This is a genomic window from Actinomadura rubrobrunea NBRC 15275, assembly GCF_001552235.1.
Lineage (GTDB): Bacteria > Actinomycetota > Actinomycetes > Streptosporangiales > Streptosporangiaceae > Spirillospora > Spirillospora viridilutea.
This window is the reverse complement of the sequence record NZ_BCQU01000091.1, coordinates 1-25,874: the sequence shown is the minus strand read 5'-3', so window position 1 is coordinate 25,874 and position 25,874 is coordinate 1. Positions and strand designations below refer to the sequence as shown.

At 74.9% G+C, this 25,874-nt stretch carries 24 protein-coding genes and 1 riboswitch; of the genes, 8 read left to right on the top strand and 16 right to left on the bottom strand.

Features of this window, described 5'->3' with window-relative positions:
- Positions 1-1,435: uracil-xanthine permease family protein (locus tag AR3_RS23505; protein WP_067916880.1), on the bottom strand; the 1,435-nt coding region annotated here is incomplete at its 3' end.
- A gap of 355 nt (positions 1,436-1,790) precedes the next feature.
- The gene (locus AR3_RS23500; protein ID WP_067916877.1) at positions 1,791-3,509 is read right to left on the bottom strand and encodes a PucR family transcriptional regulator; all 1,719 of its coding nucleotides are present in this window, start codon (positions 3,507-3,509) and stop codon (positions 1,791-1,793) included.
- A gap of 554 nt (positions 3,510-4,063) precedes the next feature.
- Here AR3_RS23500 and AR3_RS23495 point away from each other — a divergent pair.
- From AR3_RS23495 to AR3_RS23480, 4 genes are all read left to right on the top strand, one after another.
- Entirely contained in the window at positions 4,064-5,050 is a 987-nt protein-coding gene (locus AR3_RS23495) for an oxamate carbamoyltransferase subunit AllH family protein (RefSeq protein ID WP_067916875.1), read from the top strand.
- Positions 5,047-6,546: an AllF/FdrA family protein gene (locus tag AR3_RS23490; protein ID WP_227023010.1), complete on the top strand. Its 1,500-nt coding sequence runs from the start codon at positions 5,047-5,049 to the stop codon at positions 6,544-6,546. Before AR3_RS23495 ends, AR3_RS23490 begins: the two co-directional genes overlap by 4 nt.
- Positions 6,539-7,963 (top strand): YlbE family protein, encoded by a 1,425-nt coding sequence (locus AR3_RS23485; RefSeq protein ID WP_067916871.1) that lies wholly within the window; start codon positions 6,539-6,541, stop codon positions 7,961-7,963. Before AR3_RS23490 ends, AR3_RS23485 begins: the two co-directional genes overlap by 8 nt.
- Before the next feature lie 63 nt (positions 7,964-8,026).
- Positions 8,027-9,250, top strand: coding sequence for a DUF6986 family protein (locus AR3_RS23480; protein ID WP_067916887.1), 1,224 nt, complete (start codon positions 8,027-8,029; stop codon positions 9,248-9,250).
- 87 nt (positions 9,251-9,337) lie between these two features.
- On the opposite strand, the gene AR3_RS23475 is transcribed toward AR3_RS23480, so the two are convergent.
- Genes AR3_RS23475 through AR3_RS23460 form a run of 4 tightly spaced genes read right to left on the bottom strand, consistent with a single transcriptional unit; the run spans position 9,338 to position 13,107 of the window.
- The gene (locus AR3_RS23475; protein ID WP_067916869.1) at positions 9,338-9,934 is read right to left on the bottom strand and encodes a nucleotidyltransferase family protein; all 597 of its coding nucleotides are present in this window, start codon (positions 9,932-9,934) and stop codon (positions 9,338-9,340) included.
- Positions 9,934-11,052 (bottom strand): XdhC family protein, encoded by a 1,119-nt coding sequence (locus tag AR3_RS23470; protein ID WP_067916867.1) that lies wholly within the window; start codon positions 11,050-11,052, stop codon positions 9,934-9,936. Before AR3_RS23470 ends, AR3_RS23475 begins: the two co-directional genes overlap by 1 nt.
- Complete coding sequence (locus AR3_RS23465) at positions 11,045-12,190, bottom strand: vWA domain-containing protein (RefSeq protein WP_067916864.1); 1,146 nt, start codon at positions 12,188-12,190, stop codon at positions 11,045-11,047. Before AR3_RS23465 ends, AR3_RS23470 begins: the two co-directional genes overlap by 8 nt.
- Positions 12,191-12,195: 5 nt before the next feature.
- A complete protein-coding gene (locus AR3_RS23460; protein WP_067916862.1) occupies positions 12,196-13,107 on the bottom strand; it encodes an AAA family ATPase in 912 nt (303 codons plus the stop codon).
- A 128-nt stretch (positions 13,108-13,235) separates the two neighbouring features.
- Here AR3_RS23460 and AR3_RS23455 point away from each other — a divergent pair, with 128 nt between their 5' ends.
- From AR3_RS23455 to AR3_RS23445, 3 genes are all read left to right on the top strand, one after another.
- Positions 13,236-14,582 (top strand): sulfite oxidase, encoded by a 1,347-nt coding sequence (locus AR3_RS23455; protein WP_083951817.1) that lies wholly within the window; start codon positions 13,236-13,238, stop codon positions 14,580-14,582.
- 65 nt (positions 14,583-14,647) lie between these two features.
- The gene (locus AR3_RS23450) at positions 14,648-16,045 is read left to right on the top strand and encodes a selenium-binding protein SBP56-related protein (protein ID WP_067916859.1); all 1,398 of its coding nucleotides are present in this window, start codon (positions 14,648-14,650) and stop codon (positions 16,043-16,045) included.
- Between the two features lie 11 nt (positions 16,046-16,056).
- Positions 16,057-16,686, top strand: coding sequence for a hypothetical protein (locus AR3_RS23445; protein ID WP_067916857.1), 630 nt, complete (start codon positions 16,057-16,059; stop codon positions 16,684-16,686).
- 63 nt (positions 16,687-16,749) lie between these two features.
- On the opposite strand, the gene AR3_RS23440 is transcribed toward AR3_RS23445, so the two are convergent.
- The 6 genes from AR3_RS23440 to AR3_RS23415 are packed head-to-tail and all read right to left on the bottom strand — an operon-like array spanning position 16,750 to position 21,346.
- Positions 16,750-17,199: a PH domain-containing protein gene (locus tag AR3_RS23440; protein ID WP_067916855.1), complete on the bottom strand. Its 450-nt coding sequence runs from the start codon at positions 17,197-17,199 to the stop codon at positions 16,750-16,752.
- Positions 17,189-18,064, bottom strand: coding sequence for an ATP phosphoribosyltransferase (gene hisG, locus AR3_RS23435; protein WP_067916883.1), 876 nt, complete (start codon positions 18,062-18,064; stop codon positions 17,189-17,191). Before hisG ends, AR3_RS23440 begins: the two co-directional genes overlap by 11 nt.
- Positions 18,065-18,112: 48 nt before the next feature.
- Positions 18,113-18,625, bottom strand: coding sequence for a 6,7-dimethyl-8-ribityllumazine synthase (gene ribH, locus AR3_RS23430; protein WP_067916853.1), 513 nt, complete (start codon positions 18,623-18,625; stop codon positions 18,113-18,115).
- A complete protein-coding gene (locus AR3_RS23425; RefSeq protein ID WP_227023011.1) occupies positions 18,622-20,100 on the bottom strand; it encodes a bifunctional 3,4-dihydroxy-2-butanone-4-phosphate synthase/GTP cyclohydrolase II in 1,479 nt (492 codons plus the stop codon). Before AR3_RS23425 ends, ribH begins: the two co-directional genes overlap by 4 nt.
- Positions 20,097-20,735, bottom strand: a complete 639-nt coding sequence (locus AR3_RS23420; protein ID WP_067916851.1) for a nicotinamide mononucleotide transporter family protein — start codon at positions 20,733-20,735, stop codon at positions 20,097-20,099. The genes AR3_RS23425 and AR3_RS23420 overlap by 4 nt, the downstream gene beginning before the upstream one ends.
- Positions 20,732-21,346, bottom strand: a complete 615-nt coding sequence (locus AR3_RS23415; protein ID WP_067916849.1) for a riboflavin synthase — start codon at positions 21,344-21,346, stop codon at positions 20,732-20,734. The genes AR3_RS23420 and AR3_RS23415 overlap by 4 nt, the downstream gene beginning before the upstream one ends.
- A gap of 102 nt (positions 21,347-21,448) precedes the next feature.
- A riboswitch (FMN riboswitch) is annotated at positions 21,449-21,579 on the bottom strand.
- Between the two features lie 179 nt (positions 21,580-21,758).
- On the opposite strand from AR3_RS23415, the gene AR3_RS23410 reads away from it, so the two are divergent.
- Positions 21,759-22,166 (top strand): DoxX family membrane protein, encoded by a 408-nt coding sequence (locus tag AR3_RS23410; RefSeq protein WP_067916847.1) that lies wholly within the window; start codon positions 21,759-21,761, stop codon positions 22,164-22,166.
- A gap of 21 nt (positions 22,167-22,187) precedes the next feature.
- On the opposite strand, the gene rpe is transcribed toward AR3_RS23410, so the two are convergent.
- The 4 genes from rpe to AR3_RS23390 form a co-directional block, all read right to left on the bottom strand.
- Positions 22,188-22,868, bottom strand: coding sequence for a ribulose-phosphate 3-epimerase (rpe, locus tag AR3_RS23405; protein ID WP_067916845.1), 681 nt, complete (start codon positions 22,866-22,868; stop codon positions 22,188-22,190).
- A 12-nt stretch (positions 22,869-22,880) separates the two neighbouring features.
- Entirely contained in the window at positions 22,881-23,846 is a 966-nt protein-coding gene (locus tag AR3_RS23400) for a phosphatase PAP2 family protein (RefSeq protein WP_146150194.1), read from the bottom strand.
- 127 nt (positions 23,847-23,973) lie between these two features.
- Positions 23,974-25,404 carry an RsmB/NOP family class I SAM-dependent RNA methyltransferase gene (locus AR3_RS23395; protein WP_067916842.1) on the bottom strand — a complete coding sequence of 477 codons (1,431 nt, stop codon included), beginning with the start codon at positions 25,402-25,404 and terminating at the stop codon, positions 23,974-23,976.
- The coding region (locus AR3_RS23390) for a methionyl-tRNA formyltransferase (protein WP_390099391.1) at positions 25,404-25,874 on the bottom strand (471 nt) is incomplete at its 5' end. The genes AR3_RS23390 and AR3_RS23395, both read right to left, overlap by 1 nt.

Genomic DNA, 25,874 nt, shown 5'->3' with positions numbered 1-25,874 from the left:
CGGACGGGGCGGGCCGGTCGGCCGCGCCGCCCGCCGGCGCCGCGGCGGCGGGTCCGCCGAGGCGGCCGGAGATGAAGCGCAGCAGGTGGTAGCCGACCAGCACGACGATCGTGCCGAACGCGATGCCCTCCAGCTTGAAGTCGTCGTTGATCTCGTGCACCACCGGGCCGAGCGCCAGGATGATGCCCGCGCCGACCGGCACCATGTTGACCGGGTCGGCGAAGTCCACCCGGTTCTCGATCCAGATCTTGGCGCCGAGCAGGCCGATCATCCCGTAGAGGATCACCGTGACGCCGCCGAGCACCCCGCCGGGCGTGGCGGCCACCAGCGCGCCGAACTTGGGGCACAGCCCGAACAGGATCGCGATGATCGCCGCGACGTAGTACGCCGCGGTCGAGTAGATCCGGGTCGCGGCCATGACGCCGATGTTCTCGGCGTAGGTGGTGGTCGGCGAGCCGCCCACCGCGCTGGTGACCACGGTGGCGGCGCCGTCGGCGAACACCGCCCGGCCGATCAGCGGGTCCAGGTCGGTGCGGGTCATCTCCCCCACCGCCTTGACGTGCCCGGTGTTCTCGGCGATCAGCGCGATGACGGCGGGCAGCACCAGCAGGATCGCCGACATCTTGAAGTCGGGGGCGTGCATGTCCGGCAGCCCGAACCAGTCGGCCTCGCGGACGCCGTCGAAGCTCACCCGGTCGTGCGGGAACGCGGTCGCCACGCAGTACGGGCCCTCCGCCGTGCAGGACTGGCCCGCGGCGTCGCGCAGGTTCTGCCCCGGCAGCACGGAGGTGATCGGTCCGGCGGTGCGGTCCAGCACCCAGGACAGCGCGTACCCGAAGACCAGCCCCACGAGCACCGCGATCCGGCCGATGAACCCGCGGAACACCACCATGACCAGGAACACGAAGGCCATGGTGATCAGCGCGACCCAGTGGTCCTGCGGCCAGTACGTGTCGGCCACCACGAACGCCAGGCCGAACCCGATGAGCATGACCACCGCGCCGGTCACGACGGGCGGGAACACCTGGTGGATGATCCGCTGGCCGAGCAGGTGGATGAGCAGGCCGCACACGGCGAGCACGGCCCCGGCGACCAGGATCGCGCCGGTGACCCAGGCGTCGGTCTGGGCGTCGTCGACGCCGGCGCGGATGGCGAACACGCCGCCCACGAACGAGGCGCTGGTGCCCAGGTAGCTGGGCACCTTCCCCTGGACGATCAGTAGGAACAGGATGGTGGCGACGCCCGACATCATCACCGCGAGGTTCGGGTCCAGCCCCATCACCAGGGGGAACACGAACGTCGCGCCGAACATCGCCACGACGTGCTGGGCCCCGATGCCCACCGTGCGCGGCCATGACAGCCGCTCGTCGGGGGCGACGACCTCACCGGGCGGCGGCGTCCCGCCGTCGCCGTGCACTTTCCAGCCGATGGCCATCCCCGTCCTCCCTCGGGCCGCCCTTGTCTACGGCTCTTTTCCCTGCTTCACGGCCTCTTTCAGCCTTGCGGGCAAACTAGATCCGCAGGCTGGGGTGAGCATCGGCGACATCTGCCAAAGCCGCAACTCGCTGTTGGGTGGGGAATGTGGCCTACGTCACCATTGCGTTACGCATCACCAATACGTTGCGCATCCGGGCGCGCGACGACGCGCCCGGGCGCGTTGCGGCGAGGACGGCATGGGTCGCCGGGGGATGGGAGTCGAGGATCGGCGGGGGTCGGCAAAGTCGGCGGGGTCGGCGGGGTCGGCAGGGTCGGCGGGGTACGGGGAGTCGGGTCGGTGGGGCGGGGACGGGTCAGATGCCGCGCATGCGCAGGACGTGCAGGGCCAGGGTGAGGTTGAGGCGCAGGTGGGCGTCCTCGGTGAAGGGTCCCAGCATCCGTTCCAGCTTCCCGATGCGGTAGCGCAGGGTGTTGTAGTGGAAGTGCAGGCGCCGGGCCGTCTCGGCGACGTTGAGGTTGGTCTCCAGCAGCACCTGGAGGGTGCGGCGCAGGTCGACCAGCTCGGGCTCGTCGTCGCCGGCCAGCTCTCCGAGGGTCTCCCGGACGAAGGCGTGCAGCTCCTGCGGGTCGGACACGAGGCTGAGCAGCCGGTAGACGCCGAGCTGGTCGAAGTGGGCGCGGGCGCCGTCGCCGTGCAGCTGCCGGCCGACCCGCACCGCCTTGACCGCCTGCTCGTACGCCTCGGGCAGCGCGGACGGCGAACGGACCGTGCGGCTGATCCCGGTGGAGAACGTCCGCCGCGACGACAGGTGCTCGGCGAAGATCGCGGAGGCCTCCTTGAGCATCGCCTGGACCGGTCCACTGGACAGCGCCGTCTCGTCTCCCTCGCCCGCCCCCACGACCGCGACGACCTCGTGGGCGAAGCTGGCGACGGCGGCTCCGCGGTCGTGCCGCCGCACCGCGGTGCTCCACGCGGAGGCCAGCCGCTCCTGCGCGACCCGCTCCTCGGCGCCGCGGCCGCCCCGCGGCTCCGCGCCGTGCCCGTTCAGGGCGCTCTGGCCGTCCGCCGGGCGGGAGCGCCCGTCCAGTTCGGCGACGACCACCATCACGGGCCGGTCCAGGTCCCAGCCGAAGCCGGCGCAGTGCGCGATCACGCGGTCGTCGTCGCCGGCCCGGCCGGACAGGATGTCGCGCAGGTAGTCGGCGCGGTACTTGCTCTCCACGGCCGCGACGGCCTGCTGCTTGGTCACCACCAGCGCCGCCACCGTGGCGGCCCGCTCCAGGATGCCCAGGTCGGCCTCGCGCAGCGTGCCCGCGGGGCTGTAGGCGATGATGCGGCCGTGGTCGAAGCCTCCGGCCACCACGGGCACCACCAGGTGGTCGCCGCCGCCGTTGGCGCACACCCCGGGACGCCCCGACAGCACGTCGAAGGCCCGCATCGCCTGGATGTGCTCGTCGGGTCCGGCGCCCGCCAGCACCCGCTGGTCGGAGTCCAGCACCACCACGGCGACGTCCAGCAGCGAGGCGACCTCGTCCACGACCTCCTGCAGGCCGCCGCCGCACAGCACGATCTGCACCAGCGCCCGGTGCACCTCCTCGGTGCGGGCCAGCACGGCGGCCTGCCGGTTGAGGATGTCGGTGAGCACCTGGTTGAGGATGTCGTCGAAGCCCACGTCGTCGGGCAGCAGGATGAGCGGGAACCCGCGCCGGTCCGCCTGCTCGATCATCTCGGCCGGCAGCGAGTCCAGATACCGGCCCAGTTTGATCGCCAGCGCGGCCAGGCCGCGCTCGTCGAGATCGGCGACCAGGTTGTCCAGCGACTGCGGGGTGTTGCGCAGCGGGTACCCGGTGGTCAGCAGCAGCTCGTTGGGCTTGACCCACGCCAGGATGTCGGGCACCTCCATGACGTTGAGCCGCTGCACGATCCGGTCCAGGCCTGAGCGTCCCCCGATGAGCCGGGCCCCGGCGAGGGTGGACACGCCCAGCACCTCGCTGACGGGCAGTCCGTAGGTCAGCGTGCCGGTGCTCGCCAGGCGCAGCGCGGGCGGGCCCGGGTCCGCATTCAGTGACATCACTTCGCTCCCAACCGTGGATTGGCGCCGAGGGTCTCCGGCGCCGAGATATCTACGGGCGCGGCCCGGGTGAGGGCCGGCCCGGCGGCCCCGGGGTCGGGTCCCCCCGGGACGGGGCATCGCATTCGCGGCCCGGCGGTGACGCACCTGCCGACTCTCCCGGCCGGGTCGGCGCAAGGCCGCGCTCGTCTCGCGCGATCGCCCGCCCGGCCCCGCGGCCGCCCGGGCGGCGGCCCGACGTGCGCACGCAGGGCAGCCCGAAGGCCGCCGAAGCCGTGCGGGCGGGCCCGGCGGGTCGAGGCTGTCTGCATGAGGTGCTCACCAAAGCTCGCTCAAGGGAACGGTCACCTCGCTTTTGCTGCATTCATCGCATGAGACGCCTCGGTCGCTACCGGTACGCGATCAACCCTGACAACAAACACGAAGGATGACAACCATCCTTGGCAGGATTCTCCATACGTCCGGCGGCGGGACCGGTCTACGTTCCTGCGTGAGGTCGGGCCCTACCGTCCGCCTGCGACACACGCCCGGCGGCACCGGCCTCGGGAGGATCCGTGACCATCGTTCTGCGTGACCCGATCCCGCTGCGCGCCCCCGCCGGGCGACCCCCGGCCGCCGGCGCCGCGGGGATCCCCCTGCGCCCCTTGCTCGAAGCCCCGCGCCGCCCGGCCCGGGTGATCGCCGCCTTCCCGTCCGCCGTCTACCTGGAGATGCGGGGCGACCCTCGCGCCGAGTCCCGTGACGAGTCCCGCGCCCGCGAACCCCGCGTGCTCGCACTGGTGTGCTCGGACGCCGTCCGGCTGCCCAACGCCCTGGTGCTGGCCGCGACCCGCCGCGAACGCCCCTTCCGCGCCGTGCGGGAGGGCGCCGAGGGCTGGGTCGGCGACGGCCTGGTCGAGACCGAGGGATTGTGCGTGCGGGCGCGCCGCTGGTGGAACCCGAGGCCCGCGCTCGGCCCGCTCGGCGCGGCCGCCGCGGCGCGCGGCCTGCGCGGGGTGGAGGACGCCCTCGACGAGGTGGACGCCGCCGCGGCCTGCGGTCTGGCCGGGCATCCCGATCCCGAGGCCCTGGCCGCCGCCTGCGCCGCGGGCGACCTGGCCGGGGCCGTCGAGGCCGCCGAGCGCATCGTGGGCCTCGGCCCGGGGCTGACGCCCAGCGGGGACGACGTCCTGTCCGGACTGCTGGTGGCGCTGCGGCTGGTCGGCGGCGCCCTGCGGGACGGCGAGCGGGCGGTGTGGCTGGCCGACTGGCTCGGCGCCGCGGTCACCGCCGACGCCACCACCCGCACCACGGCGGTGGCCGCGACCCTGCTGCACTGCGCCGCGTCCGGGTACGCCGGAGCGGAGGTGGCGGCGGTGCTGCGCGCCGTGGCGGGGCTCGAGGCGCCCCGTCCGGCGGTGCGGCGCCTGCTGGCGACCGGGCACACCTCCGGCGCCGACCTCGCCTGGGGGGTGCGGGCGGGCTGCCGCGCCGCGCTGGCCCTGGCCGGATCGGCGGCGGCCGCCCAGAGGGCCACTGCATGCCAGAGGGCCACTGCATGACGGAAGGCGGCGCGATCGGGGGCACCACGATGGGCACGACGGACGGCGTCTGGGTCGAGGTGCGGCGCGGCGTCTACCACGACTCGGTGACGCTGATGCGGGTGAGCCGCGCACTGGCCGAACGGCCGGACGTGGCCGAGGCGATGGCCGCCATGGGCACCGACCTCAACCTCGAGATGCTGCGCCGGATGGGCTTCGACGTCCCCGCCGACGCCGGGCCCGGCGACCTGGTGGTGGCCGTCCGCGCCGCCGACGGCGCCCCCGCGCAGGCCCTGGACGGCGCGCGGCGGGCGCTGGAGGAGCTGCTGCGCCGCCCGGCGACCGCCGCGGCCCCGGCCGACGGCGAGGAGCCCGCGCGGACGACCGCGGCGGCGGCGCGGCGGATCGGCGCCGACGTGGCGCTGCTGTCGATCCCCGGGCCGCAGGTGTTCGCCGAGGCCATGGACGCCCTGGACGCCGGGCTCAACGTCATGGTGTTCAGCGACAACGTGCCCGTCGAGCAGGAGATCGCGCTGAAGGACGCCGCGGCCCGGCGCGGGCTGATCGTCATGGGCCCCGACTGCGGCACCGCCGTGATCGGCGGCGTCGGCCTGGGGTTCGCCAACGCGGTGCGGCCCGGCCCGGTCGGCGTGGTCGCCGCGTCCGGCACCGGCGCCCAGCAGGTGATGTGCCTGCTGGACGCCGCGGACGTCGGCGTCAGCCACGTGCTGGGCGTGGGCGGGCGCGACCTGTCGCTGGAGGTCAGCGGGCGCTCGGCGCTGGCGGCGCTGGCCGCGCTGGACGACGACCCGGCCACCGAGCTGATCATCATGGTGTCCAAGCCGCCCGCGCCCCGCGTGGCCGGGTTGATCCGCGAGGCGGCGCGCCGCCTGGACACCCCCGTGGTGTTCGCGCTGCCGGCCCCCGGCGAGGACGACCTGACGGCCGCGGTGGAGCGCGCCCTCGCCACCCTCGGCCGCCCGGTGCCGCGCTGGCCGCGCTGGCCCGCCCCGCAGCCGACGGTGCCGCCCGGCCGCGAGCTGCGCGGCCTGTTCGTCGGCGGCACGCTGCGGGACGAGGCCGACGCGATCGTCCGCGCGTCCCTCGGGGACGGCGGGCACACGCTGGTGGACTTCGGCGACGACGCCTACACCCGCGGCCGCCCCCACCCGATGATCGACCCGACGCTGCGGCTGGCGGCCCTGGCCGAGCACGCCGCCGACCCGGCCTGCGGGGTGCTGCTGCTGGACGCGGTGCTCGGGCACGGCGCCGAGCCCGACCCGGCCGCCGCGCTGGCCCCGGCGATCGCGGCGGCCCGCGAGCGGCGCGGCGGCCCGGACGGCGACCTGGCCGTGGTGGTCTCGCTGTGCGGCACGGCCGGCGACCCGCAGGACCGCGACCGGCAGGCCGCGGCGCTGCGGGAGGCCGGCGCGTCGGTGTTCGCCTCCAACGCCGAGGCCGCCCGGTGCGCCGTCCGCCTGCTGCGAGGTTCCGTGGAAGGAGTCCCGGATGAGTGAGGCGCGGCCCCGGCTGGGCGGACTGCTGACCCGCGAGCCGCGCGTCGTCGCCGCGGGCGTCGGCGTGCTGGCCGAGGCGCTGGCTCAGCAGGCGGTGCCCGTGGAGACGGTCGACTGGCGTCCCCCGCCGGAGGAGTCGCTGGCCGCGCTGAACACCGTGCTCGGCGACCCGCGCCGGGCCGCGGCCAACGAGCGCGCCGTCGGACGCATGCTGTCGGCCCGGCCGCACCTGGTGGACGTGCGTCCGGCGTCCGAGGTGCTGGGCTTGGAGCCGGGCGCGTTCCTGCACGCCGGGCCGCCTCTGGAGTGGGAGCGCGCGTCCGGCCCCATGCGGGGCGCTCTGATGGGCGCCATGCTGCTGGAAGGGCTGGCCGAGACGCCCGAGGAGGCCGAGCGGGCGCTCGCGCGGGGCGCGGCGGTGCTGGAGCCGTGCCACCACCATCGCACCGTCGGGCCGATGGCGGGCGTGGTCAGCCCGTCGATGTGGATGCTGGTGGTGGAGGACGCCGAGCACGGCGGCTCGGCGTACTGCTCGCTGAACGAGGGCCTCGGCAAGGTGCTGCGGTACGGCGCGTACGGGCCCGAGGTGCTGGAGCGGCTGCGCTGGATGGGCGCGGTCCTCGGCCCGCTGCTGCGGGACGCGGTGCGGCGGCACGGTCCGATCGACCTGATCGGGCTGATCGCGCAGGCCCTGCAGATGGGCGACGAGCTGCACAACCGCAACCGGGCCGCCACGTCCCTGCTGGTGCGGGAGCTGGGCGCCGACCTGGTCGCCGCCGACGCGCCCCGCGAGCAGGTCGCCGAGGTGTTCCGGTTCATCGCGGGCAACGACCACTTCTTCCTGAACGCGGCCATGGCCGCCGCCAAGGCCGCCGCCGACGCCGCCCGCGGCGTCCCCGGGTCCACGCTGGTGGTGGCGATGGCCCGCAACGGCACCGACTTCGGCATCCAGGTGTCGGGGACGGGCGACCGGTGGTTCACCGGGCCCGCGCAGGTGCCGGACGGGCTGTACCTCGGGTCCTACGGACCGCAGGACGCCAACCCCGACATCGGCGACTCGGCGATCACCGAGACCGCGGGGATGGGCGGGTTCGCGCTGGCCGCCGCGCCGGCGATCGTGCGGTTCGTCGGCGGCGAGGTGCCGGACGCCCTGGCCGCCACCCGCCGGATGTACGAGATCTGCCTGGCCGAGCATCCGGTGCTGCAGATCCCGCTGCTGTCGTTCCGCGGCACCCCGGCGGGCGTGGACGTGACGCGCGTGGTGCGCACGGGCGTCCTCCCGGTGATCGACACGGGGATCGCCGGGCGGGAGCCGGGCGTCGGGCAGGTCGGCGCGGGGCTGGTGTCCCCGCCCGCCGAGGTCTTCGCCGACGCCCTGCGGGCCCTGGCCGACGCCGTCCGTCCGGAACCGGCGTGACCGCGGCGCCGATCGGCGCGCCGCCGCTGCCCAATTCGGGTGATCTTGGGAGATCATGGCGTGGTGAACCTCAGCGTTGCCTCGATCGACGATCTGTCCGCCCGCGTCGACGCCGTGCGCGCCGAGCACGACCGGCGCTTCCCCGGCCCGGCCGCCGGCCGCCAACCCGTGCACACCGTCTACGTGCCCGCCGACCGGTTCTCCGCGTCCACGCCCGCAGACTTCGGCGCCGAGGCGCTGCGGCTGCTCAACGCCCACGCGCCGGGCGCCGACGCGTTCGCCGCCGCGTTCGGCGTCGACCCGCAGATCGCCGGCGCGGTCCGCGAGCGGGTGGCGGCCAAGCTGGCCGCCGAGCCCGTCGAGGACGTGCGCGTGGACTTCGAGGACGGCTACGGGGTGCGCGACGACGCCGAGGAGGACGCCCACATCGCCCAGGTCGTCGAGGCCGTCGCCGCCGCCTACCAGGACCGGGCCCTGCCCCACTACTGGGGCCTGCGCGTCAAGTCGTTCGCCGACGGCGGCCACGTGCGCGCGATGCGGACCCTGGACGGCTTCCTGACCGCGCTGCGCGACCGCCTCGGGCGGCTGCCCGGCGGGTTCACCATCACCTTCCCCAAGGTGGTGATGGCCGAGCATGTGGCGATCTTCGCGGAGTACCTGGAGCGGCTGGAGGCGGCGCTCGGCCTGCCCGCCGGCATCCTGCGGTTCGAGGTCCAGGTGGAGACCACCGAGGCGATCATCGACCACGAGGGCCGGGTCGGGCTGCGCGCCGTCGTCGACGCCGCGGCCGGGCGCCTCACCGCCGCGCACTTCGGGGTGTTCGACTACACCGCCGCGTGCGGGCTGCCGCCCGACGAGCAGCGCCTCGACCACCCCGCCTGCGACTTCGCCCGGCACGTCATGCAGGTGTCGCTCGCCGGCACCGGCGTGCGGCTGTCGGACGGCTCCACCAACGTCGTCCCGCGCGACGACGGCCCCGAGGAGGTCGGCCGCACCTGGGCGGTGCACGCCGCGCACGTCCGGCACTCCCTGCGGCACGGCTTCTACCAGGGCTGGGACCTGCACCCGGCGCACCTGCCGAGCCGCTACGCCGCCGTGTACGCCTTCCACCTGTCCGGTGTGGACGAGGTGATCGACCGCGTCCGGGCCTGGCACGAGAAGGCCGCGGGCGAGGGCGGCGGCGTCCTCGACGAGCCCGCCACCATCAAGGCGCTGACCGCGCGGCTGCGCCGCGCCGTCGACTGCGGCGCCCTGGACGAGAGCGTCCTGCCCGACCCGGCGGAGTAAGTCAGAGCAGCGGCCTGTGCGGTGCGTGCCGCTCCCGAGACGCCCGGCCGCGGTCAACGTGATGAACGGAACGGGCATCCGCGGGCGCTAGCGGCAATTTTTCGGAGGGCGCGTGAAGGCGGCGAGGTCCTCCGGGGTGTCGATGTCATCGGGGGCGGCGACGTCGTCGCAGGGGACGAGCGTCACCAGCTCGGGGCGGGCCCGCAGGAACGCGCGGGCGCCCACGTCCCCGACGGCGGCCGCGGCGACGTCCGCGAAGTGCTCGCGGGCGATGAGCACGGGGTTGCGCGGCGCCCCGCCGTACGCGGCGACGGCGACGCGGGCGCCGCCCCGGTGCGCCTCGACCAGGCGGCGCACGGCGGCGGCGCCGACGCGCGGCTGGTCGACCAGGGCGATGACGACGGCGGGCGCGTCCGGCGGCAGCGCCGCGAGCCCGGCGCGCAGCGACGACCCCATGCCGGTGCGCCAGGCGGGGTTCGGCACGACGACCGCGCCGACCGCCTCGACGGAGGCCGCCCCGGTCACCACGACCACCGGGGCGCAGCCGCCCTCGCGCAGCGCCCGCACGCCCCGGTCGACGAGGCGTTCGCCGTCCAGCTCCAGCAGCGCCTTCGGCCGGCCGAGCCGGGTGCCCGCCCCGGCCGCCAGCAGCAGCCCGGCGGGACGGCCGCGGCGGGGCGCCATCAGCCGCTCTCGCCGTGGATGCGGCCGGTGGTGGCGCTGAGCGGACGGCCCGACCCGCCCCACCGGAGCTGGATCAGCTCGGCGGCGATCGACACGGCGGTCTCCTCGGGGGTGCGGGCGCCCAGGTCCAGGCCGATGGGCGAGCGCAGCCGGGCCAGCTCGGCGTCGGTGAGCCCGGCCTCGCGCAGGCGCTCGGCCCGGTCCTCGTGGGTGCGGCGGGAGCCCATGGCGCCCACGTACCCGGCCGGGGTGCGCAGGGCGATCTCCAGCAGCGGCACGTCGAACTTGGGGTCGTGGGTGAGCACGCAGATCGCGGTGCGCTCGTCGACCTCGATCTCGTCCAGGTACTTGTGCGGCCACTTCACCACGACCTCGTCGGCCTCGGGGAAGCGCTTGGGCGTGGCGAACACGGGCCGGGCGTCGCAGACGGTCACGTGGTAGCCGAGGAACTTGCCGATGCGGGCGACGGCGGCGGCGAAGTCGATCGCCCCGAAGACCAGCAGGCGCGGCGGCGGGGCGAACGCCTGCACGAACACCGCCAGCTCGTCCCCGCGCCGCTGCCCCTCGGGCCCGTAGCGGCGCTGCCCGGTCCGGCCCTGGGCGAGCATGCCGCGCGCGTCGTCGTCCACCGCGGCGTCGAGCCGGGCCGCGTGCGGCGCGCCGGGCGCCAGGCTGCCGGACGCGCGGTCCGGCCAGATCACCCGGCGGGCGCCGATCCGTCCCGGGCCGCCGACCACGGTGGCGACCGCCACCGGTTCGCGCGCCCGGATGGAGGCGGCGACCTCGCCGAACTCGGGGTAGCCGGCCGGGTCGACCGGCTCGACCAGCACGTCCAGGATCCCGCCGCAGGTCAGGCCGACGGCGAACGCGTCGTCGTCGCTCACCCCGTACCGCTGCACGACCGGCTCCCCGGACGCGATCACCGACTGCGCCAGGTCGTACACCGCGGCCTCGACGCACCCGCCCGACACGCTGCCGACCACCTCGCCCGAGGAGGACACCGCCATGGCCGCGCCGGGCGGGCGGGGCGCGCTGCGGAAGGTGTTGACCACGGTCGCCAGCCCGAACCTCTCCCCTGCCGCGTACCAGGTCGCGATGTCGTCGAGCACGTCACGCATGGGCGCCTCCCCTGTTCCGTCTGCCGGACGTCCCGACCAGGCGGGCGAGCTCCTCCAGCGCGCCGAGGCTGTGGCCGGAGGTGAAGTCGTCGACGTACGGCAGCGCCGCCGCCATGCCCGCCGTGAGGGGTTCGTACCCGGGGCGGGCCTTGTGCGGATTGGCCCACACGACGCGGTGCGCCAGCCGCGACAGCCTGCGCATCTGCTCGCCGAGCAGCGTCGCGTCGCCGCGCTCCCAGCCGTCGGAGGCGATGACGACCACGGCCCCGCGCGCCATGCCGCGCTGTCCGAAGCGGTCGAGGAACTCCTTGAGCTCCTCGCCGAGCCGGGTGCCGCCGCTCCAGTCGGGGATCGCCGCCGACACCGCCGCCATCGCCGCGTCCGGGTCGCGGTGCCGCAGCTCCCGGGTGAGGCGCGTCAGGCGCGTCCCGACGCTGAACACCTCCACCGACCGGCCGCCGGAGCGGGCCGCGGCGTGCGCGAACCGCAGCAGCGCGTCGGCGTACGGGCTCATCGACCCGCTGACGTCCACCAGCAGCACCACGCGGCGCGGCCGGGTGCGGTGGGCGCGGCGCCGCAGCAGCGACACCTCCCCGCCGCGGCGCAGGATCTCGCGGACGGTGCGGGCCGGGTCGAGCCGCCCGGCGGGCGCGGGCGCGAACCGGCGGGACCGGCGCGGCGCGGACGCGGCGTCCAGCAGCGCGATCAGCCGGTTGATCTGGGCGCGTTCGGCGGGGCCGAGCCGGGCCACGTCGCGGTGCCGCAGCACCTCCGTGTCGCTGGCGGCGGCCAGGGCGGTGTCCGGCGGGCGCTCGGCGTCGGACGCCGCGTCGGACGCGGGGGCGGTCTGCGCGACGGCGGCGCGGTGGACCACCACGGGCGGCGGGCGGCGTCCGGGGCGCACCGTCCGCCCGGAGAAGTAGGCGGCGAAACAGCGGTCGTAGCGGGGCAGGTCGTCGGGATCGGCGCACAGCGTCAGCCGCCCCGCCCAGTACACGTCGGCGGGGTTGAGGACGTCGAGGTGGTCGAGCGCGGCGAGCATGGCGTGCACCCGTTCGGGGTCGGCGCCGACCCCCGCGGCGCGCAGCGTGCGCGCGAAGCCCACGACCGTGTCGGTGACGTCCCGCGCCGCGCCCATCGCCGTCACGTCCTCCCGGAGGGCGCGCCGCCGTCGAGCAGCGCGGCCAGGCCGCGGGCCCGCACCCGCTCCTGGTCCTCGCGGTACTTCAGGACGGTGCCGAGCGTCACCGCCGCCGTGTCCGGGTCCAGGTCGCGGGCGCCGAGCGCGACCAGCGCCTCGGTCCAGTCGAGGGTCTCGGCGACGCCGGGCGGTTTGAGCAGGTCCTCGGCGCGCAGCCGCTGGGCGGCGCGGGCGACCTGCCCGGCCAGCCGCTCCGACGCGCCGGGCAGGCGGCGCCGGATGATCGCCACCTCCCGGTCGTAGGACGGATGCTCCAGCCAGTGGTACAGGCAGCGGCGCTTGAGGGCGTCGTGCACCTCGCGGGTGCGGTTGGACGTCACCACCACGACCGGCGGCCGCTCGGCGCGGATCGTGCCGAGCTCCGGCACCGAGATGGTGAAGTCGCTCAGCACTTCCAGCAGGAACGCCTCGAACTCGTCGTCGGCCCGGTCGATCTCGTCGACCAGCAGCACGCTGGGAACCGTCTCCAAGGCCCGCAGCAGCGGCCGCGCGACGAGGAAGCGCCGGTCGTACAGCTCTCCCTCGAGCCGGGCCACGTCGGTGACCCCGGCGGCCTCGGCGGCCCGCAGGTGCAGCAGCTGGCGCGGGAAGTCCCAGTCGTAGAGGGCCTGGGCGGCGTCGAGCCCTTCGTAGCACTGCAGCCGGATCAGCGGCGCGTCCAGCACCTTGGCGAGCGTCTTGGCCAGCTCGGTCTTGCCGACCCCGGCCTCCCCCTCCAGGAACAGCGGCCGCCGCATGCGCAGCGCCAGGAAGCAGGCGGTGGCCAGGCCCTCGTCGCACAGGTAGCCCTGCCGGTCCAGAAGATCCGCCAGCTGGGCGGGCGAACCGGCCTCCGCCGCCGTGGTGTCCCACACGCTGCCAGGCTACTCACAAGCGCACGCGTCCCTCACCGTCAGGATCCGACGATTCGGACACGACATAATTCCATGAAAGCCAGTAGGGAAAGTTGACTTATGCCCGTTCGTTCAGCAGCATCGCCGCTATGGACCTTGACGGCACGCAGCCGAACGCGAACGGGGCGGATCTGCCGGACCCCGACCTCGCGGACGCGGATCTGACGGACGAGGCGGTCTACGAGCGGGTGCGCGCGGCGCAGTGGCGGGCCCGGGCCGCGGGCCGGCTCTCCCGGCGGTCGGTGTTCCGCCTCGGCGCGGGGGCGGCGGGCCTCGGCCTGGGAACGGTCCTGTCCGCGCTCCTGCCCGGAGCCGCGCACGCCTCCGCGCGTCCGACGGCGGCCGGACCGATCGTCAAGCCGCTTCCGCCCGAGCTGTTCGTCGTCCACGGCTCCAACGCCGAGACGCGCTGGGAGGCGATGCGCGGGCAGGGGCTGCTCACCCCGACCGACCGGTTCTTCGTCCGCGACCACGTGTCCACCCCGCTGATCGACGCGCGCACCTGGCGGCTGAAGCTGTGGGGCACCGGCCTGCACGGCGCCCCCACCGAGGACCGTCCCGTCGAGTTCACCTACGAGGACCTGCTCGGCATGCGGTCCGAGACGCTCACGGCGTTCATCGAGTGCACGGGCAACGGCCGCGGCTTCTTCGCCTCGCAGCAGGGGCAGCAGGTGTCCGGCACCCCGTGGAAGCTGGGCGCGATCGGCGTCGCGCGCTGGCGCGGCGTCCCCCTGGCCGCCGTGCTGGAACGCGCGGGGCTCACCCGCCGCGCCGTGGACGTCCTCCCGCGCGGCCTGGACCCCGACTACATCGACGGGGGCGAGAACCTCGGCCGGGTGCGCCGCCCCCTGCCCGTCGCCAAGGCCCTCAAGGACGTCCTGCTGGCGTACGAGATGAACGGCAAGCCCCTGCCCCCGGACCACGGCTTCCCGGTGCGGCTGGTGGTCCCGTCTTGGGCCGGCATCGCCTCCATCAAGTGGCTCGGCGACATCCAGGTGGCCGACCGGCCGCTGTACTCCCCCTGGAACACCCGCTACTACCGGCTGTTCGGGCCCGACTACCCGGAGGAGGGCAGCCCGCCCCTCACCCGCATGAACGTCAAGAGCGCCTTCGAACTGGCCTGGGACGCCGCCCTGGCCGGGGGCCGCGCCCACGTGCTGCACGGCCGCTCCTGGTCCGGCAACGGACGCATCCGCCGCGTGGAGGTCAGCACGGACGGCGGCGCCACCTGGCGGGACGCCCGCCTGCACGGACCGTCCCTGGCGCGCGCCTGGACGCGCTGGGAGCTGCCCTGGCGGCCTCCCGGCCCCGGCCGCTACGAGCTGCTGGCGCGGGCCACCGACGAGACGGGCGCCGTGCAGCCCGCCACCGTCCCGTACAACACGCTCGGCTATCTCTTCGGCGCGGTGGTCCGGCATCCGGTGACGGTGACCTGACCCCGGCCCTTCGCGCGCGCCCCCACCATGTGACTCACGCACCGACGGATGGGTAGGAGCCTGTCATGGCCTTGTGGAAGCCGGATCCCACCTTCTACGCCTCGCCCAGGGAGGCGGTGAAGGCGCCCCCTGAGACGCTGGCCTACGTCGCCGCGTTCGACCGGAAGGCCGCCCAGCCCGACGCCATCGCCGTCCTGGACGTCGATCCCGGTTCCGATTCCTACGGCTCCGTGGTCGGCTGGACGGAGCTGCCCAACACCGGCGACGAACTGCACCACTTCGGCTGGAACGCGTGCAGCAGCGCCCTGTGCCCCTACGCGCCGCACCCGCACGTCGAACGCCGCTACCTGATCGTCCCGGGGCTGCGCTCGTCGCGCGTCTACGTCCTGGACACCAAGGACGACCCGAAGAAGCCCGGCATCGTCAAGACCATCGAGCCGGAGGAGCTGGCCGAGCGCGCCGGCTACTCCCGCCCGCACACCGTCCACTGCGGGCCCGAGGGCCTCTACCTCACCGCCCTGGGCGGCGCCGACGGCGACGGGCCCGGCGGGATCGCGCTGCTCGACCACACCTCGTTCGAGGTGCTCGGCCGGTGGGAGGTCGACCGCGGCCCGCAGTACCTGGCCTACGACGCCTGGTGGCACATCGCCCACGACGTCCTGATCAGCTCCGAGTGGGGCACCCCGTCCATGGTGGAGGACGGCGTCGTCGGGGAGCTGCTGCTCGGCCGCGAGTACGGCCACGCCCTGCACTTCTGGGACCTGCGCAAGCGCACCCACGTCCAGAAGGTCGACCTGGGCGACGAGCACCAGATGGTGCTGGAGCTGCGTCCCGCGCACGACCCGACCAAGCTGTACGGCTTCGCCGGGGTCGTGGTCAACGTCGAGGACCTGTCGGCGTCGGTGTGGCTGTGGCACCGCGACGGCGACGCCTGGGCCGCCCGCAAGGTGATCTCCATTCCCGCCGAGCCGGCCGACCCGGAGGCGCTCCCGCCGGTCATCCGGCCGTTCGGCGCGGTCCCGCCGCTGGTCACCGACATCAACCTGTCCGTGGACGACACGTGGCTGTACGTGTCGTGCTGGGGCACCGGCGAGCTCAAGCGCTACGACGTGAGCGACCCGTTCCACCCGGTCGAGGCGGGCTCGGTGCGCATCGGCGGCATCGTGAACCGCACCCCGCACCCGGCCGCGCCGGACCTGCCGCTGGCCGGAGGCCCGCAGATGGTGGAGGTCAGCCGCGACGGCCGCCGCGTCTACGTCACCAACTCCCTCTACGGGGCCTGGGACGACCAGTTCTACCCGGACGGCGTGGGCGCCTGGATGGCCAAGCTGGACTCCGCCCCGGACGGCTTCACGTTCGACGAGCGGTTCTTCCCGCACGGCGACGACTTCCGCGGCCTGCGCCCCCACCAGGTCCGGCTGCAGGGCGGCGACGCGTCCTCCGACTCCTACTGCTACCCGTGACGGACCTTTGAATGGACGACGGCTCCCTGGCGGCGCTTGTGGCGCTCGGCGCCTTCCACGGGCTCAACCCGGGGATGGGCTGGCTGTTCGCGGTCGCCCGCGGCCTGCAGGAGCGCAGCCGCGCGCGCCTGCTCCAGTCGCTGCCCGCCATCGCCGCCGGGCACGCCGCCTCCGTCGGGGTGGTCGCCGTGCTGGTCGCGCTGACCCGCTCGGTGACCACCACGCGGGTGATCGCCGTCGCCGGCGGGGCGGTGCTGGTCGGCTTCGGCCTGTGGCGCCTGCTGTCGCGGCGCCACTTCCGCTGGGTCGGCATGCGGCTGTCCCTGTGGCAGCTGGCGTGCTGGTCGTTCCTGATGTCCTCGGCGCACGGCGCGGGCCTGATGCTGCTGCCCGTCCTGACCGGCATGCCCGCGCCGGAGGGCCACGACCACGGCCTGCACGGCGGCGGCGCCGCCCTGTCCGCCGGGATCTTCGTCACCGGCGTGCACACCCTGGCCATGTTCGCCGTCGCGGGCGCCGTCGCCGTCGCGGTCTACGAGTTCCTGGGCCTGACCGTCCTGCGCCGCGCCTGGCTCAACCTCGACCAGATCTGGGCCCTGGCCCTCATCACCGCCGGCGGCGTCACCCTCGTCACCGCCTGACAGGCGTCCGCCCTCGCGCCGATCCGGGGCGTCGGGGAGCCCCGGACGGAGGCGGGCCGGAGGTCACCGGGGGTCGGGCGCCTCCCCGTGGACGGCGACGAGGGCCCGCAGCTGGGCGAAGTCGCGGGCGGCGCGGGCCTTCTCGGTCGCGTTGATGCCCATGGCGCTCAGGGTGGTGCCGTCGGCCAGGTCGAACGTGGGCCAGGGGTCGCCGGCGTTCATCGTCACGTTCACCACCTCGGCCCAGGCCAGGCGGCGGGTGCGGAAGGGGTTGACCACGGTGAGGCCCGACTCGTCGGCGACCACGCGGCAGCGGGCCAGCATGTGCAGGATCCACGCCACGACGAGCCCGAGCAGCACCAGCAGGACCCGGTCGGACAGCCGGAACGTCGGGGCCACGACGACGGCGAGCGCGACCATGCCGAGCACGATCACGCCCGCCATCGCGTAGGCCACGATCCGCGTGGTGCGCGGGCGCCACACCACCGGAAGCGCCGGGACGTCAGTCGACAATCTTGGAGATCGGGATCTCGAGGATGTCGCGGGCGCCGGCCGCCTTCAGCGCCGGGATCAGGGTGTTGACGCCGCGCTTGGCGACCACGCTCTCCACCGCGTGCTGGTCGCCGCCCGCCAGCGGGGTGATCGTCGGCGCGGACATCGACGGCATGATGTCCAGCACCGCCTGCAGCTTGTCGTTGGCGACGTTCAGCTTCAGCAGCACGTTGCCGCGGGCCCGGATCGCCCCCTGCAGCAGCAGGGCGATGTCCTCCATCGCCGCGCGCTTGTCGGGGTCCTCGTAGGACTGCCGGTTGGCGACCAGCTCGGTGTAGCTGGTCAGCAGGGTGTCCAGGATGCGCAGCCCGTTCTTGCGCAGCGACGAGCCGGTCTCGGTGAGGTCGACGATCGCGTCCACGATGTCGGGCACCTTGGCCTCGGTGGCGCCGTAGGACGGCACGACCGTGGCCTTGACGCCGTGCTTGTCGAGGAAGCGGCGGGTCAGCGCCGGGAACTCGGTGGAGATCCGCACCCCCTCCGGAAGGTCGGAGACCTTCTGCCAGGGCGCGTCGTTCGGCACCGCGAGGATCACGCGGACCGGGTTCGCGGTGGCCTTGGAGTACTGCAGCCGGCCGAGGCTCACCACGTCCGCGTCGGTCTCGGTGATCCAGTCGCGGCCGGTGATGCCGAGGTCGAACAGGCCCTGCTCGAGGTAGGTCGGGATCTCCTGCGGACGCAGCACCCGCACCCGGTCGATGCGCGGGTCGTCGATGGAGGCGCGGTAGTCGCGGTCCGAGGCGCGGCGGACGGTGAGGTCGGCCGCGTCGAACAGCTCCATGGTCGCCTTTTCCAGGGAGCCCTTGGGCAGGACGAGAGACAGCACGGTCAAACCTTTCGAAGGATCGGGATTCGGACGGAACCGGGACGGCGCTCAGGAGCCCGGATGCTCCGCGCCATGCCCGGCGTGACCGTGATGCCGCAGCGCTCGCAGGGTCAGTGCCGTGTCGAGTGCGGCCACAGTCGCCTCCCATCCCTTGTCTTCGCGGCTGCCCGGCAGCCCGCTGCGGTCGAGTGCCTGTTCCATGGTGTCACACGTCAGGATGCCGTTGCCCACCGGTGTCGACTCATCCAGCGCGACCCTCGTCACTCCGGCGGTCACCGAGTCGCACACGTAGTCGAAGTGGGCGGTCTCGCCGCGGATCACCGCGCCCAGGCACACGACCGCGTCCAGGTCGCGGGCGAGCTGTTGGGCGACCACGGGGATCTCCAGGGCCCCCGCGACGCGCGCCACCACGGGCTCGGCCACGCCGCACGCCTTGGCCGCGGCCAGCGCCCGCTCCAGCAGGCGGTCGGTCACCCGCGGATGCCAGCGCGTGCACACCACGCCCAGGGTCAGGCCGCGCGCGTCGACGACGGTGTCCTCGGGGCGGCCGGTCCCGCTCATGATCCCTCCTCACGCGGCGGCGCGGCGCCCGCGCCGTCCCCGGACGCGCCGTCGGACGCGGGCAGGTCGGGCAGGCCCTCGATGCGGTGGCCGAGGCGGTCGCGCTTGGCCGTCAGGTAGCGGCGGTTGTGCTCGGTGACGAAGGCCGGCAGGGGCTCGCGGCCGAGGATCCGCACGCCGTAGCCGTCCAGCCCGGCCAGCTTGCGCGGGTTGTTGGTGAGCACCCGCACCGACCGCACGCCCAGATCGCGCAGCATGTGCGCGGCGTCGGAGTAGTCGCGGGCGTCGGCGGGCAGCCCCAGCTCCAGGTTGGCGTCCACGGTGTCGGCGCCCTCGTCCTGCAGCGCGTAGGCGCGCAGCTTGGCCAGCAGGCCGATGCCGCGGCCCTCGTGCCCGCGCAGGTAGAGGATGACGCCGCGGCCCTCGGCGACGACGCGCTCCATGGCGGCGTCCAGCTGGGTGCCGCAGTCGCAGCGCTCGGAGTGCAGCACGTCGCCGGTCAGGCATTCGGAGTGCGCCCGCACCAGCACGTCCTCGCCGTCGCCCAGGTCGCCGTAGACGAGCGCGACGTGCTCGTCGCCGTCGATCTCGTTGGCGAACCCGACCGCCCGCCACATCCCGAACCGGTTCGGCAGGCGGGTCTCCACGACCCGCTTCACCTGCGGCTCGGTGCGGCGCCGGTAGGCGGCGAGCCGGTCGATGGTGATCAGCTTGATCCCGTGCTCCTTGGCGAACACCTGCAGCTCGGGCAGCCGGGCCATGGTGCCGTCGTCGTTGACGACCTCGGCCAGCACGCCCACGGGCGGCAGGCCGGCGAGCCGCGCCAGGTCCACGGCCGCCTCGGTGTGGCCGCGGCGGCGCAACACCCCGCCGGGCCGGTAGCGCAGCGGGAAGACGTGCCCCGGCCGGACGATGTCGTCCGGGCCGGCGGCGGGGTCGGCCAGCACCCGGATGGTGCGGGCCCGGTCGGCGGCGGAGATGCCGGTGCCGATCCCGTCGCCGGCGTCCACGCTGACGGTGAACGCGGTGCGCATGGCCTCGCCGTTCTGCGTGGTCATCAGCGGGATCTGCAGCCGGTCCAGGTCCTCGCCGGGCATGGGCACGCAGATCACGCCGCTGGTGTGGCGGATGGTGAACGCCAGCAGCTCGGGGGTGGCCAGCGCGGCGGCGAAGATGATGTCGCCCTCGTTCTCGCGGTCCTCGTCGTCGACCACGATGACGGGCCTGCCCGCCGCGATGTCGGCCACGGCGGCCTCGATGTCGGCGAAGGCGCCCTCGTCGGCGCCGGTGGCGTCGGTCGGAAGGTCGGCGGCGGTCGCCGCCGCGGTCTCGGTCACGGTATCGGTCACCGTCTCGGTCACGGTCTCGGTCAGGCCGCCGGTCACGCTGTCGGTCAGGCTGTCGGTCAGGCCGTCGGTCACGCTGTCGGTCAGGCCGTCGGTCACGGTGTCGGTCACGGTCTCGGTCTCCGTCATTTGGCCACCGCCTCGGGTCGGGGGGTATGCACGCTTCGCGCCTGCCAGATACGACGCCAGTCCCGGTATCCGTTCAACACCAGCACCAAAAAGACGCCGTACACCGCGCCGGTCACCCACAGGCCGGACAGCAGGGCCAGCGGGACGCCGACCAGGTCGACCGCCACCCAGATCCACCAGAAGTCGATCAGGGCGCGGCCCTGCGCGAAGGTCGCGGCCGCGCTGCCCACGAAGATGTAGGCGTCCGGCCACGGCGCCCAGGACGCGTCGAAGTGCTCCAGGAGCAGTGCCACCGCGGCCGTCCCGGCCGCCAGAACGGCCAGCAGCGCGGCGCGCTCGCGGCCGGTGCCGGGTCGGACGAGCAGCCCGTCGGCCTGACGCGATCCGCGCGCCCACTTGTGCCAGCCGTAGACCGCAAGGACGGCGAACATCACCTGCTTGAGCGCGTTGCCGGTGACGTGCGCGCTCAGGGACGCGGCGAACAGCAGCACCGATCCGGTCAGCTGCACGGGCCACGTCCAGACGGTGCGCCGCGTGGCCAGCCAGACCGTGCCGAGGGCGCAGGCGTTCCCGGCCAGGTCGGTCCACAGCACCTTCTGCCCGGCGACGTGGAACCCGGCCTCGTACCAGCTCACGAGGCCGCCTCGGCTTGCGGGGCCCGCTCCCCCAGCATGCGTTCGACGTACTTGGCCACCACGTCCACTTCGAGGTTCACCGGGTCGCCGGGCCGCTTGAGGCCGAGCGTGGTCATCTGCAGGGTGGCGGGGATGAGCGCGACGCTGAAGCGGTCCCCGCCCGCCTCGACCACGGTGAGGCTGACGCCGTCGACGGCGATCGAGCCCTTCTCCACCACGTAGCGGGACAGGTCGGGCGGCAGCGAGAAGACGACGACGTCCCCGCGCTCGCCGGGCTCGCGGGAGATCAGGCGGCCGACGCCGTCCACGTGGCCCTGCACCAGGTGGCCGCCGAGCCGGTCGGACAGGCGCACGGGGCGTTCCAGGTTGACGCGCGAGCCGGGTCCGAGCGCGCCGAGGCTGGAGCGATCCAGCGTCTCCCGGACGACGTCGGCGGTGAAGGCGTCGCCGTCGACGTCGACCACGGTCAGGCAGACGCCGTTGACGGCGATCGACGCGCCGTGCACGGCGTCCCGCGTGACGAGCGGGCCGCGGACGGTGATGCGCGCCGAGTCTCCGGCGGGCTCGAGCGCGACGATCTCGCCGAGCTCCTCGACGATGCCGGTGAACATGTCCCGGGGCCTCCTCTGCGTCGGGCACGGGCTCCGGGACGTGCGTACGGTCGTACGAGCAGGCGCCCCGTCCCGCGCCGCCGCGGCGGAAGCCGGAGCACCTCGCGCGCTGCCTCCCATCCGGACTTTCACCGTCGGTCCCGGAGTTCCACCGGGTCAACCGGCCGATGGCTTCGGCCGGGTCGCGGACTGTCACCGCCGGTTCGGAGTTCCACCGACCCCGGAGCACGCGTTCACTGCTGCCAACCAGTGTGCCATGCCGCGCATTCCCGCCCGCATGTGAGACATCCCACGGCCGCGGGGGGCGGCCGACCGGGCGACCGGTCGGCAAAAAGTTCAATGTTCAATGACATGTCCGCACGGGCATACCCCCGATGGCACGAGATGCCGCTTCGTCACGCGGAGGGACGTCATGGACGTCGTCGCACTGATCGCCCGCATCGTCTTCGCGCTCATCTTCGTCAACGCGGCCGTCGGCCACCTGACCGCCACGGACGCCATGGCCGCGTACGCGGCCGGCAAGGGGCTCCCGCGGCCCCGCCTGGCCGTGCAGGTCTCGGGGATCTGCATCGGCCTGGCGGCGCTGCTGCTCGTCCTCGGGGTGTGGCCCGACCTGATGGCCCTGGCGCTGGTGCCGTTCCTGCTGCTGACCGCCGTGCTGTTCCACGACTTCTGGCGGCAGGCCGACGCCCAGGCGCGGCAGACCGAGCAGATCCAGTTCGCCAAGGACCTGTCCCTGGCGGGCGGGGCCCTCGCCCTGTTCGTCCTCTACGCCTCCGACGCCCACCCCGACCTCAACCTCGTCGGCCCCCTGTTCTGAGGCCCGCGGGGCCGTCCGGCGTCACCCGTCGGCGGCGGGCGCGGCGCGCTCGGCCTGGGCGCGCAGGCGGCGGACGGCCTCGGCGGGGTCGTCGGCCCCGTACACCGCGCTGCCCGCCACGAACACGTCCGCGCCGGCCTCGGCGCACCGCTCGATCGTCTCGGCGCTGACGCCCCCGTCCACCTGCAGCCACACGTTGAGGTCCCGCCCCTTGATCATCTCGCGGGCGCGGCGGATCTTGGGCAGCACCAGGTCGAGGAACTTCTGCCCGCCGAAGCCCGGCTCGACGGTCATCAGCAGCAGCATGTCGATCTCGCCGAGCAGGTCCTCGTACGGCTCGACCGGCGTGGCGGGGTTGATGCCCAGCCCGGCGCGGGCGCCGGCGGCGCGGATGGCGCGCAGGGTGCGGATCGGCGCCTTGGCCGCCTCCGCGTGGATGGTGACGCTGCCCGCGCCGGCCTCGGCGTACTGCGGCGCCCAGCGGTCCGGGTCCTCGATCATCAGATGGCAGTCCAGCGGCAGCGCGCTGTGCTTGAGCAGCGCCTGCACCACCGGCAGCCCGATGGTGAGGTTGGGCACGAAGTGGTTGTCCATCACGTCGACGTGCACCCAGTCGGCGACGCCGGACACGGCGGCCACGTCGTCGGCGAGCCGGGCGAAGTCGGCGGACAGGATGCTGGGAGAGATCTGCGGTGCGGCCATGATGGACCGAGTCTATTGCCGCACTTCGGCGCGCTCTTCACCCACCCGGGGGACCGCACGGGTGGGACGCGGCGCCAGCCCGAGCCGCATGAACGCCTCCGGCGCCCCCGCCGTCGCCCAGAGCGCCAGCAGGGCGCTCCCCGCGAACGCCTGCACCGGCTGGGTGCCCAGGAACAGCCCCAGGGTGTAGAAGGCCAGCACGCCCGCGGCCGCCACCGGGACGCGCGCCAGCCGCCGCCACACCGGGCCGGACGCGTCGTACCCGCCCCGGTGCGCCGTCCACGACAGGCCCGCCAGCAGGCCGAACAGCCCGCCCGCCGCGGCGAAGGACTCGCCCACGGTGACGGGCTCGGCGCGGCCGCCCGCCGCCGCGATCGCCCGCGCCCAGGACGCGGGCCAGTCCCAGCCGTCCAGCGCCTCCACGGCGGCCCAGCCCATCCCGGCGAGCACCGCCGACGCCCCCAGCGCCAGTCCGAGCTGCGCGGTCGGCGGGCGCCGCCGCCACCACGGCACCGCCAGCGGCTCCAGGTGCAGCCCCACCGCCAGCACGACGGCGCCGATCGCGTACCCGGCGGCCACCTGCGCGACCGAGTGCACGCCCAGCACGACCCGCGACGCGCCGATCAAGCCGATCATCGTCAGCGCGCCGACCCACGCCGCGCGGCGCAGCACCGGTCGGCCGGCCGGGACCTGCGACGCGGCGAACCCCCAGACCACGACCGCGCACAGGGCGTGCCCGGAGGGCATGCCGAACGAGGCGAGCGGCTCGTGACCGGTGACCGAGGCGTCGGTCCAGAACGGCCGCGGCTCGTGGAAGAACAGCTTGAGCACCGTGGTGAGCGCCGAGCCGACCGACAGCAGCACCGCGGCCCTGGCCCCCTGCCGCGGATCCAGGCACCAGTAGACGATCACCAGCAGCGACAGGTACACGCCGGCGCTGCCGATGAACGACATGGCCTCCATGACATCGGTGAGCACGAAGGACTCCCCCGAGAGGTTTCGTGTCCGGCAGGCCGCCCAGGTTACTGAGACGTCCCCGGGAAGACGGCCGTCCAACACGCAAAGGTTCTGTGGCGTTCGCGGAAGGGGAGTCGGACCCGGCGTGTCAGCGCCGGCGCAGCAAGGCCAGGAACATCGCGTCGGTGCCGTGCCGGTGCGGCCAGAACCGGGCGTACCCGTCCTTCCCCGCCGCGACGCCCGTCAGGCCGGGCGCGACGGAGGCGAGCACCGCCGGCGCGTCGAGGCGCTCCACGTCGTCGCGGCCGTCCAGCACGTCGTCCACGACCACGCTGGTCTCGGCCAGGTGCGGCGAGCACGTCACGTACGCGACCACCCCGCCGGGCCGGACGGCTTCCAGCGCCGAGGCCAGGAGACGGCGCTGCAGCGGCGTCAGCTCCGCCACGGCCTCGGGACCGCGCCGCCACCGCGCCTCGGGACGGCGCCGCAGCGCGCCCAGGCCGGTGCACGGCACGTCGAGCAGGACGCGGTCGAACGCGCCGGGCCGCCAGGCGGGCGCGGCGCCGTCCGCGACGATCACACCGGCCCGGTCGTCGACGGCGCCCGCGACCAGTCCGGCGCGGTGCGGCTGCAGGTCGCTCGCCAGCAGACGGGCGCCGTGCTGCGCCGCCACCGCCGCCAGCAGCCCCGCCTTGCCACCGGGCCCGGCGCACATGTCGAGCCAGCGGGCGTCCGGCCCCTCGAGCGGCGCGGCGGTCAGGGCGAGCGCGACGAGCTGGCTGGCCTCGTCCTGGACCCCGGCGCGCCCCTCCCGCACGGCCGCGATGGCGCCCGGGTCGCCCTCGGGCAGCACCGCCCCGTACGGGGAGAGCGGCGCGGGCTCGGCGCCCGCCTCGTACAGCTCCTCCAGGGTGGCGCGCCCGGGCCGGGCCACCAGCGTCACGCGGGGGCGCTCGTTGTCGGCGGCGAGCAGCCGTTCGATCTCGTCGCGGTCGGGGCCGAGGGAGTCGCGCAGCGCGGAGACGATCCACGCGGGGTGGCTGTAGGCGACCGACAGCCTCGCCACCTCGTCGCCGCCGCGCGGCGCGACGATGTCCAGCCACGCCTCCAGGTCGCGGGTGGCGACCTTGCGCAGGACGGCGTTGGCGAACTTGGCGCGCGCCGGCCCGGCGACCGACCTGGCCAGCTCCACGGCGGTGCCGACGGCGGCGTGCGACGGGATGCGGGTGGCCAGGATCTGGTGGGCGCCGAGGCGCAGCACGTCCAGCAGCGGCGGGTCGATGCGGCGCAGGTCCCGGTCGCTGCACAGCGCCAGGACGGCGTCGTAGGTGCCGCGGCCGCGCAGCGTGCCGTAGGTCAGCTCGGTGGCCAGCGCCGCGTCGCGCCCGGTCAGGCCGCGCGAGCGCAGGCGGCCGGGCAGCAGCAGGTTGGCGTAGGCGTCGCGGGTCTGCACGGCCCGGATGACGTCGAAGGCGGTGCGGCGGGCCAGGTCCTCGGGGGGACGGCCGGTGCGGCGGGGGCCGCCGGGGCGGCGTCCGGCGCCGCGGCGGCCGCGCTGGTCGCGATGGGCGGGCGGCATCAGTCCAGGCGGTCCTCGTCGGTGAGCCGGACGCCGCGGCTCCAGTCGGCGGCCTGCATGCGGCGCTTGCCCTGCGGCTGGACCTCGCCGAGCACGACCGGGGACGAGCCCGTGCCGACCAGCACCTCGTTCTTGCGCACGCGCAGCGCGCCGGGGGGCAGCGGGTCGCCGCCGGCGCACGGGCGGACGGGCCCGAGCTTGAGGCGCTCGCCGCGGAACGTGGTCCAGGCGCCGGGGGCGGGGGTGCAGGCGCGCACGAGCCGGTCGACCCGCATGGCCGGGGCGGTCCAGTCGACCCGCGCGTCCTCCGGAGTGATCTTGCCGGCGTACGACACCCCGTCGCTGGGCTGCGGGCGCGGCTCCAGGACGCCCGCCTCGATGCCGTTCATGGTGTCGACCAGCAGCCGGGCGCCCGCGCGCGCGAGCCGCTCCAGCAGGGTCCCGGCGGTGTCGTCGGGCCGGATCGGCTC

What these genes read in the sequence shown, in the direction of transcription:
- AR3_RS23500 (WP_067916877.1), bottom strand. Translation starts at nt 3,509, where the DNA reads ATGTCACTGAATGCGGACCCGGGCCCGCCCGCGCTGCGCCTGGCGAGC.
- AR3_RS23415 (WP_067916849.1), bottom strand. Translation starts at nt 21,346, where the DNA reads ATGTTCACCGGCATCGTCGAGGAGCTCGGCGAGATCGTCGCGCTCGAG.
- ribH (WP_067916853.1), bottom strand. Translation starts at nt 18,625, where the DNA reads ATGAGCGGGACCGGCCGCCCCGAGGACACCGTCGTCGACGCGCGCGGC.
- rpe (WP_067916845.1), bottom strand. Translation starts at nt 22,868, where the DNA reads ATGGCCGCACCGCAGATCTCTCCCAGCATCCTGTCCGCCGACTTCGCC.
- AR3_RS23465 (WP_067916864.1), bottom strand. Translation starts at nt 12,190, where the DNA reads ATGGGCGCGGCGCGGGACGTCACCGACACGGTCGTGGGCTTCGCGCGC.
- AR3_RS23450 (WP_067916859.1), top strand. Translation starts at nt 14,648, where the DNA reads ATGGCCTTGTGGAAGCCGGATCCCACCTTCTACGCCTCGCCCAGGGAG.
- AR3_RS23455 (WP_083951817.1), top strand. Translation starts at nt 13,236, where the DNA reads ATGGACCTTGACGGCACGCAGCCGAACGCGAACGGGGCGGATCTGCCG.
- AR3_RS23490 (WP_227023010.1), top strand. Translation starts at nt 5,047, where the DNA reads ATGACGGAAGGCGGCGCGATCGGGGGCACCACGATGGGCACGACGGAC.
- AR3_RS23445 (WP_067916857.1), top strand. Translation starts at nt 16,057, where the DNA reads ATGGACGACGGCTCCCTGGCGGCGCTTGTGGCGCTCGGCGCCTTCCAC.
- AR3_RS23425 (WP_227023011.1), bottom strand. Translation starts at nt 20,100, where the DNA reads ATGACGGAGACCGAGACCGTGACCGACACCGTGACCGACGGCCTGACC.
- AR3_RS23475 (WP_067916869.1), bottom strand. Translation starts at nt 9,934, where the DNA reads ATGGCGCCCCGCCGCGGCCGTCCCGCCGGGCTGCTGCTGGCGGCCGGG.
- AR3_RS23470 (WP_067916867.1), bottom strand. Translation starts at nt 11,052, where the DNA reads ATGCGTGACGTGCTCGACGACATCGCGACCTGGTACGCGGCAGGGGAG.
- AR3_RS23395 (WP_067916842.1), bottom strand. Translation starts at nt 25,404, where the DNA reads ATGCCGCCCGCCCATCGCGACCAGCGCGGCCGCCGCGGCGCCGGACGC.
- AR3_RS23485 (WP_067916871.1), top strand. Translation starts at nt 6,539, where the DNA reads ATGAGTGAGGCGCGGCCCCGGCTGGGCGGACTGCTGACCCGCGAGCCG.
- AR3_RS23410 (WP_067916847.1), top strand. Translation starts at nt 21,759, where the DNA reads ATGGACGTCGTCGCACTGATCGCCCGCATCGTCTTCGCGCTCATCTTC.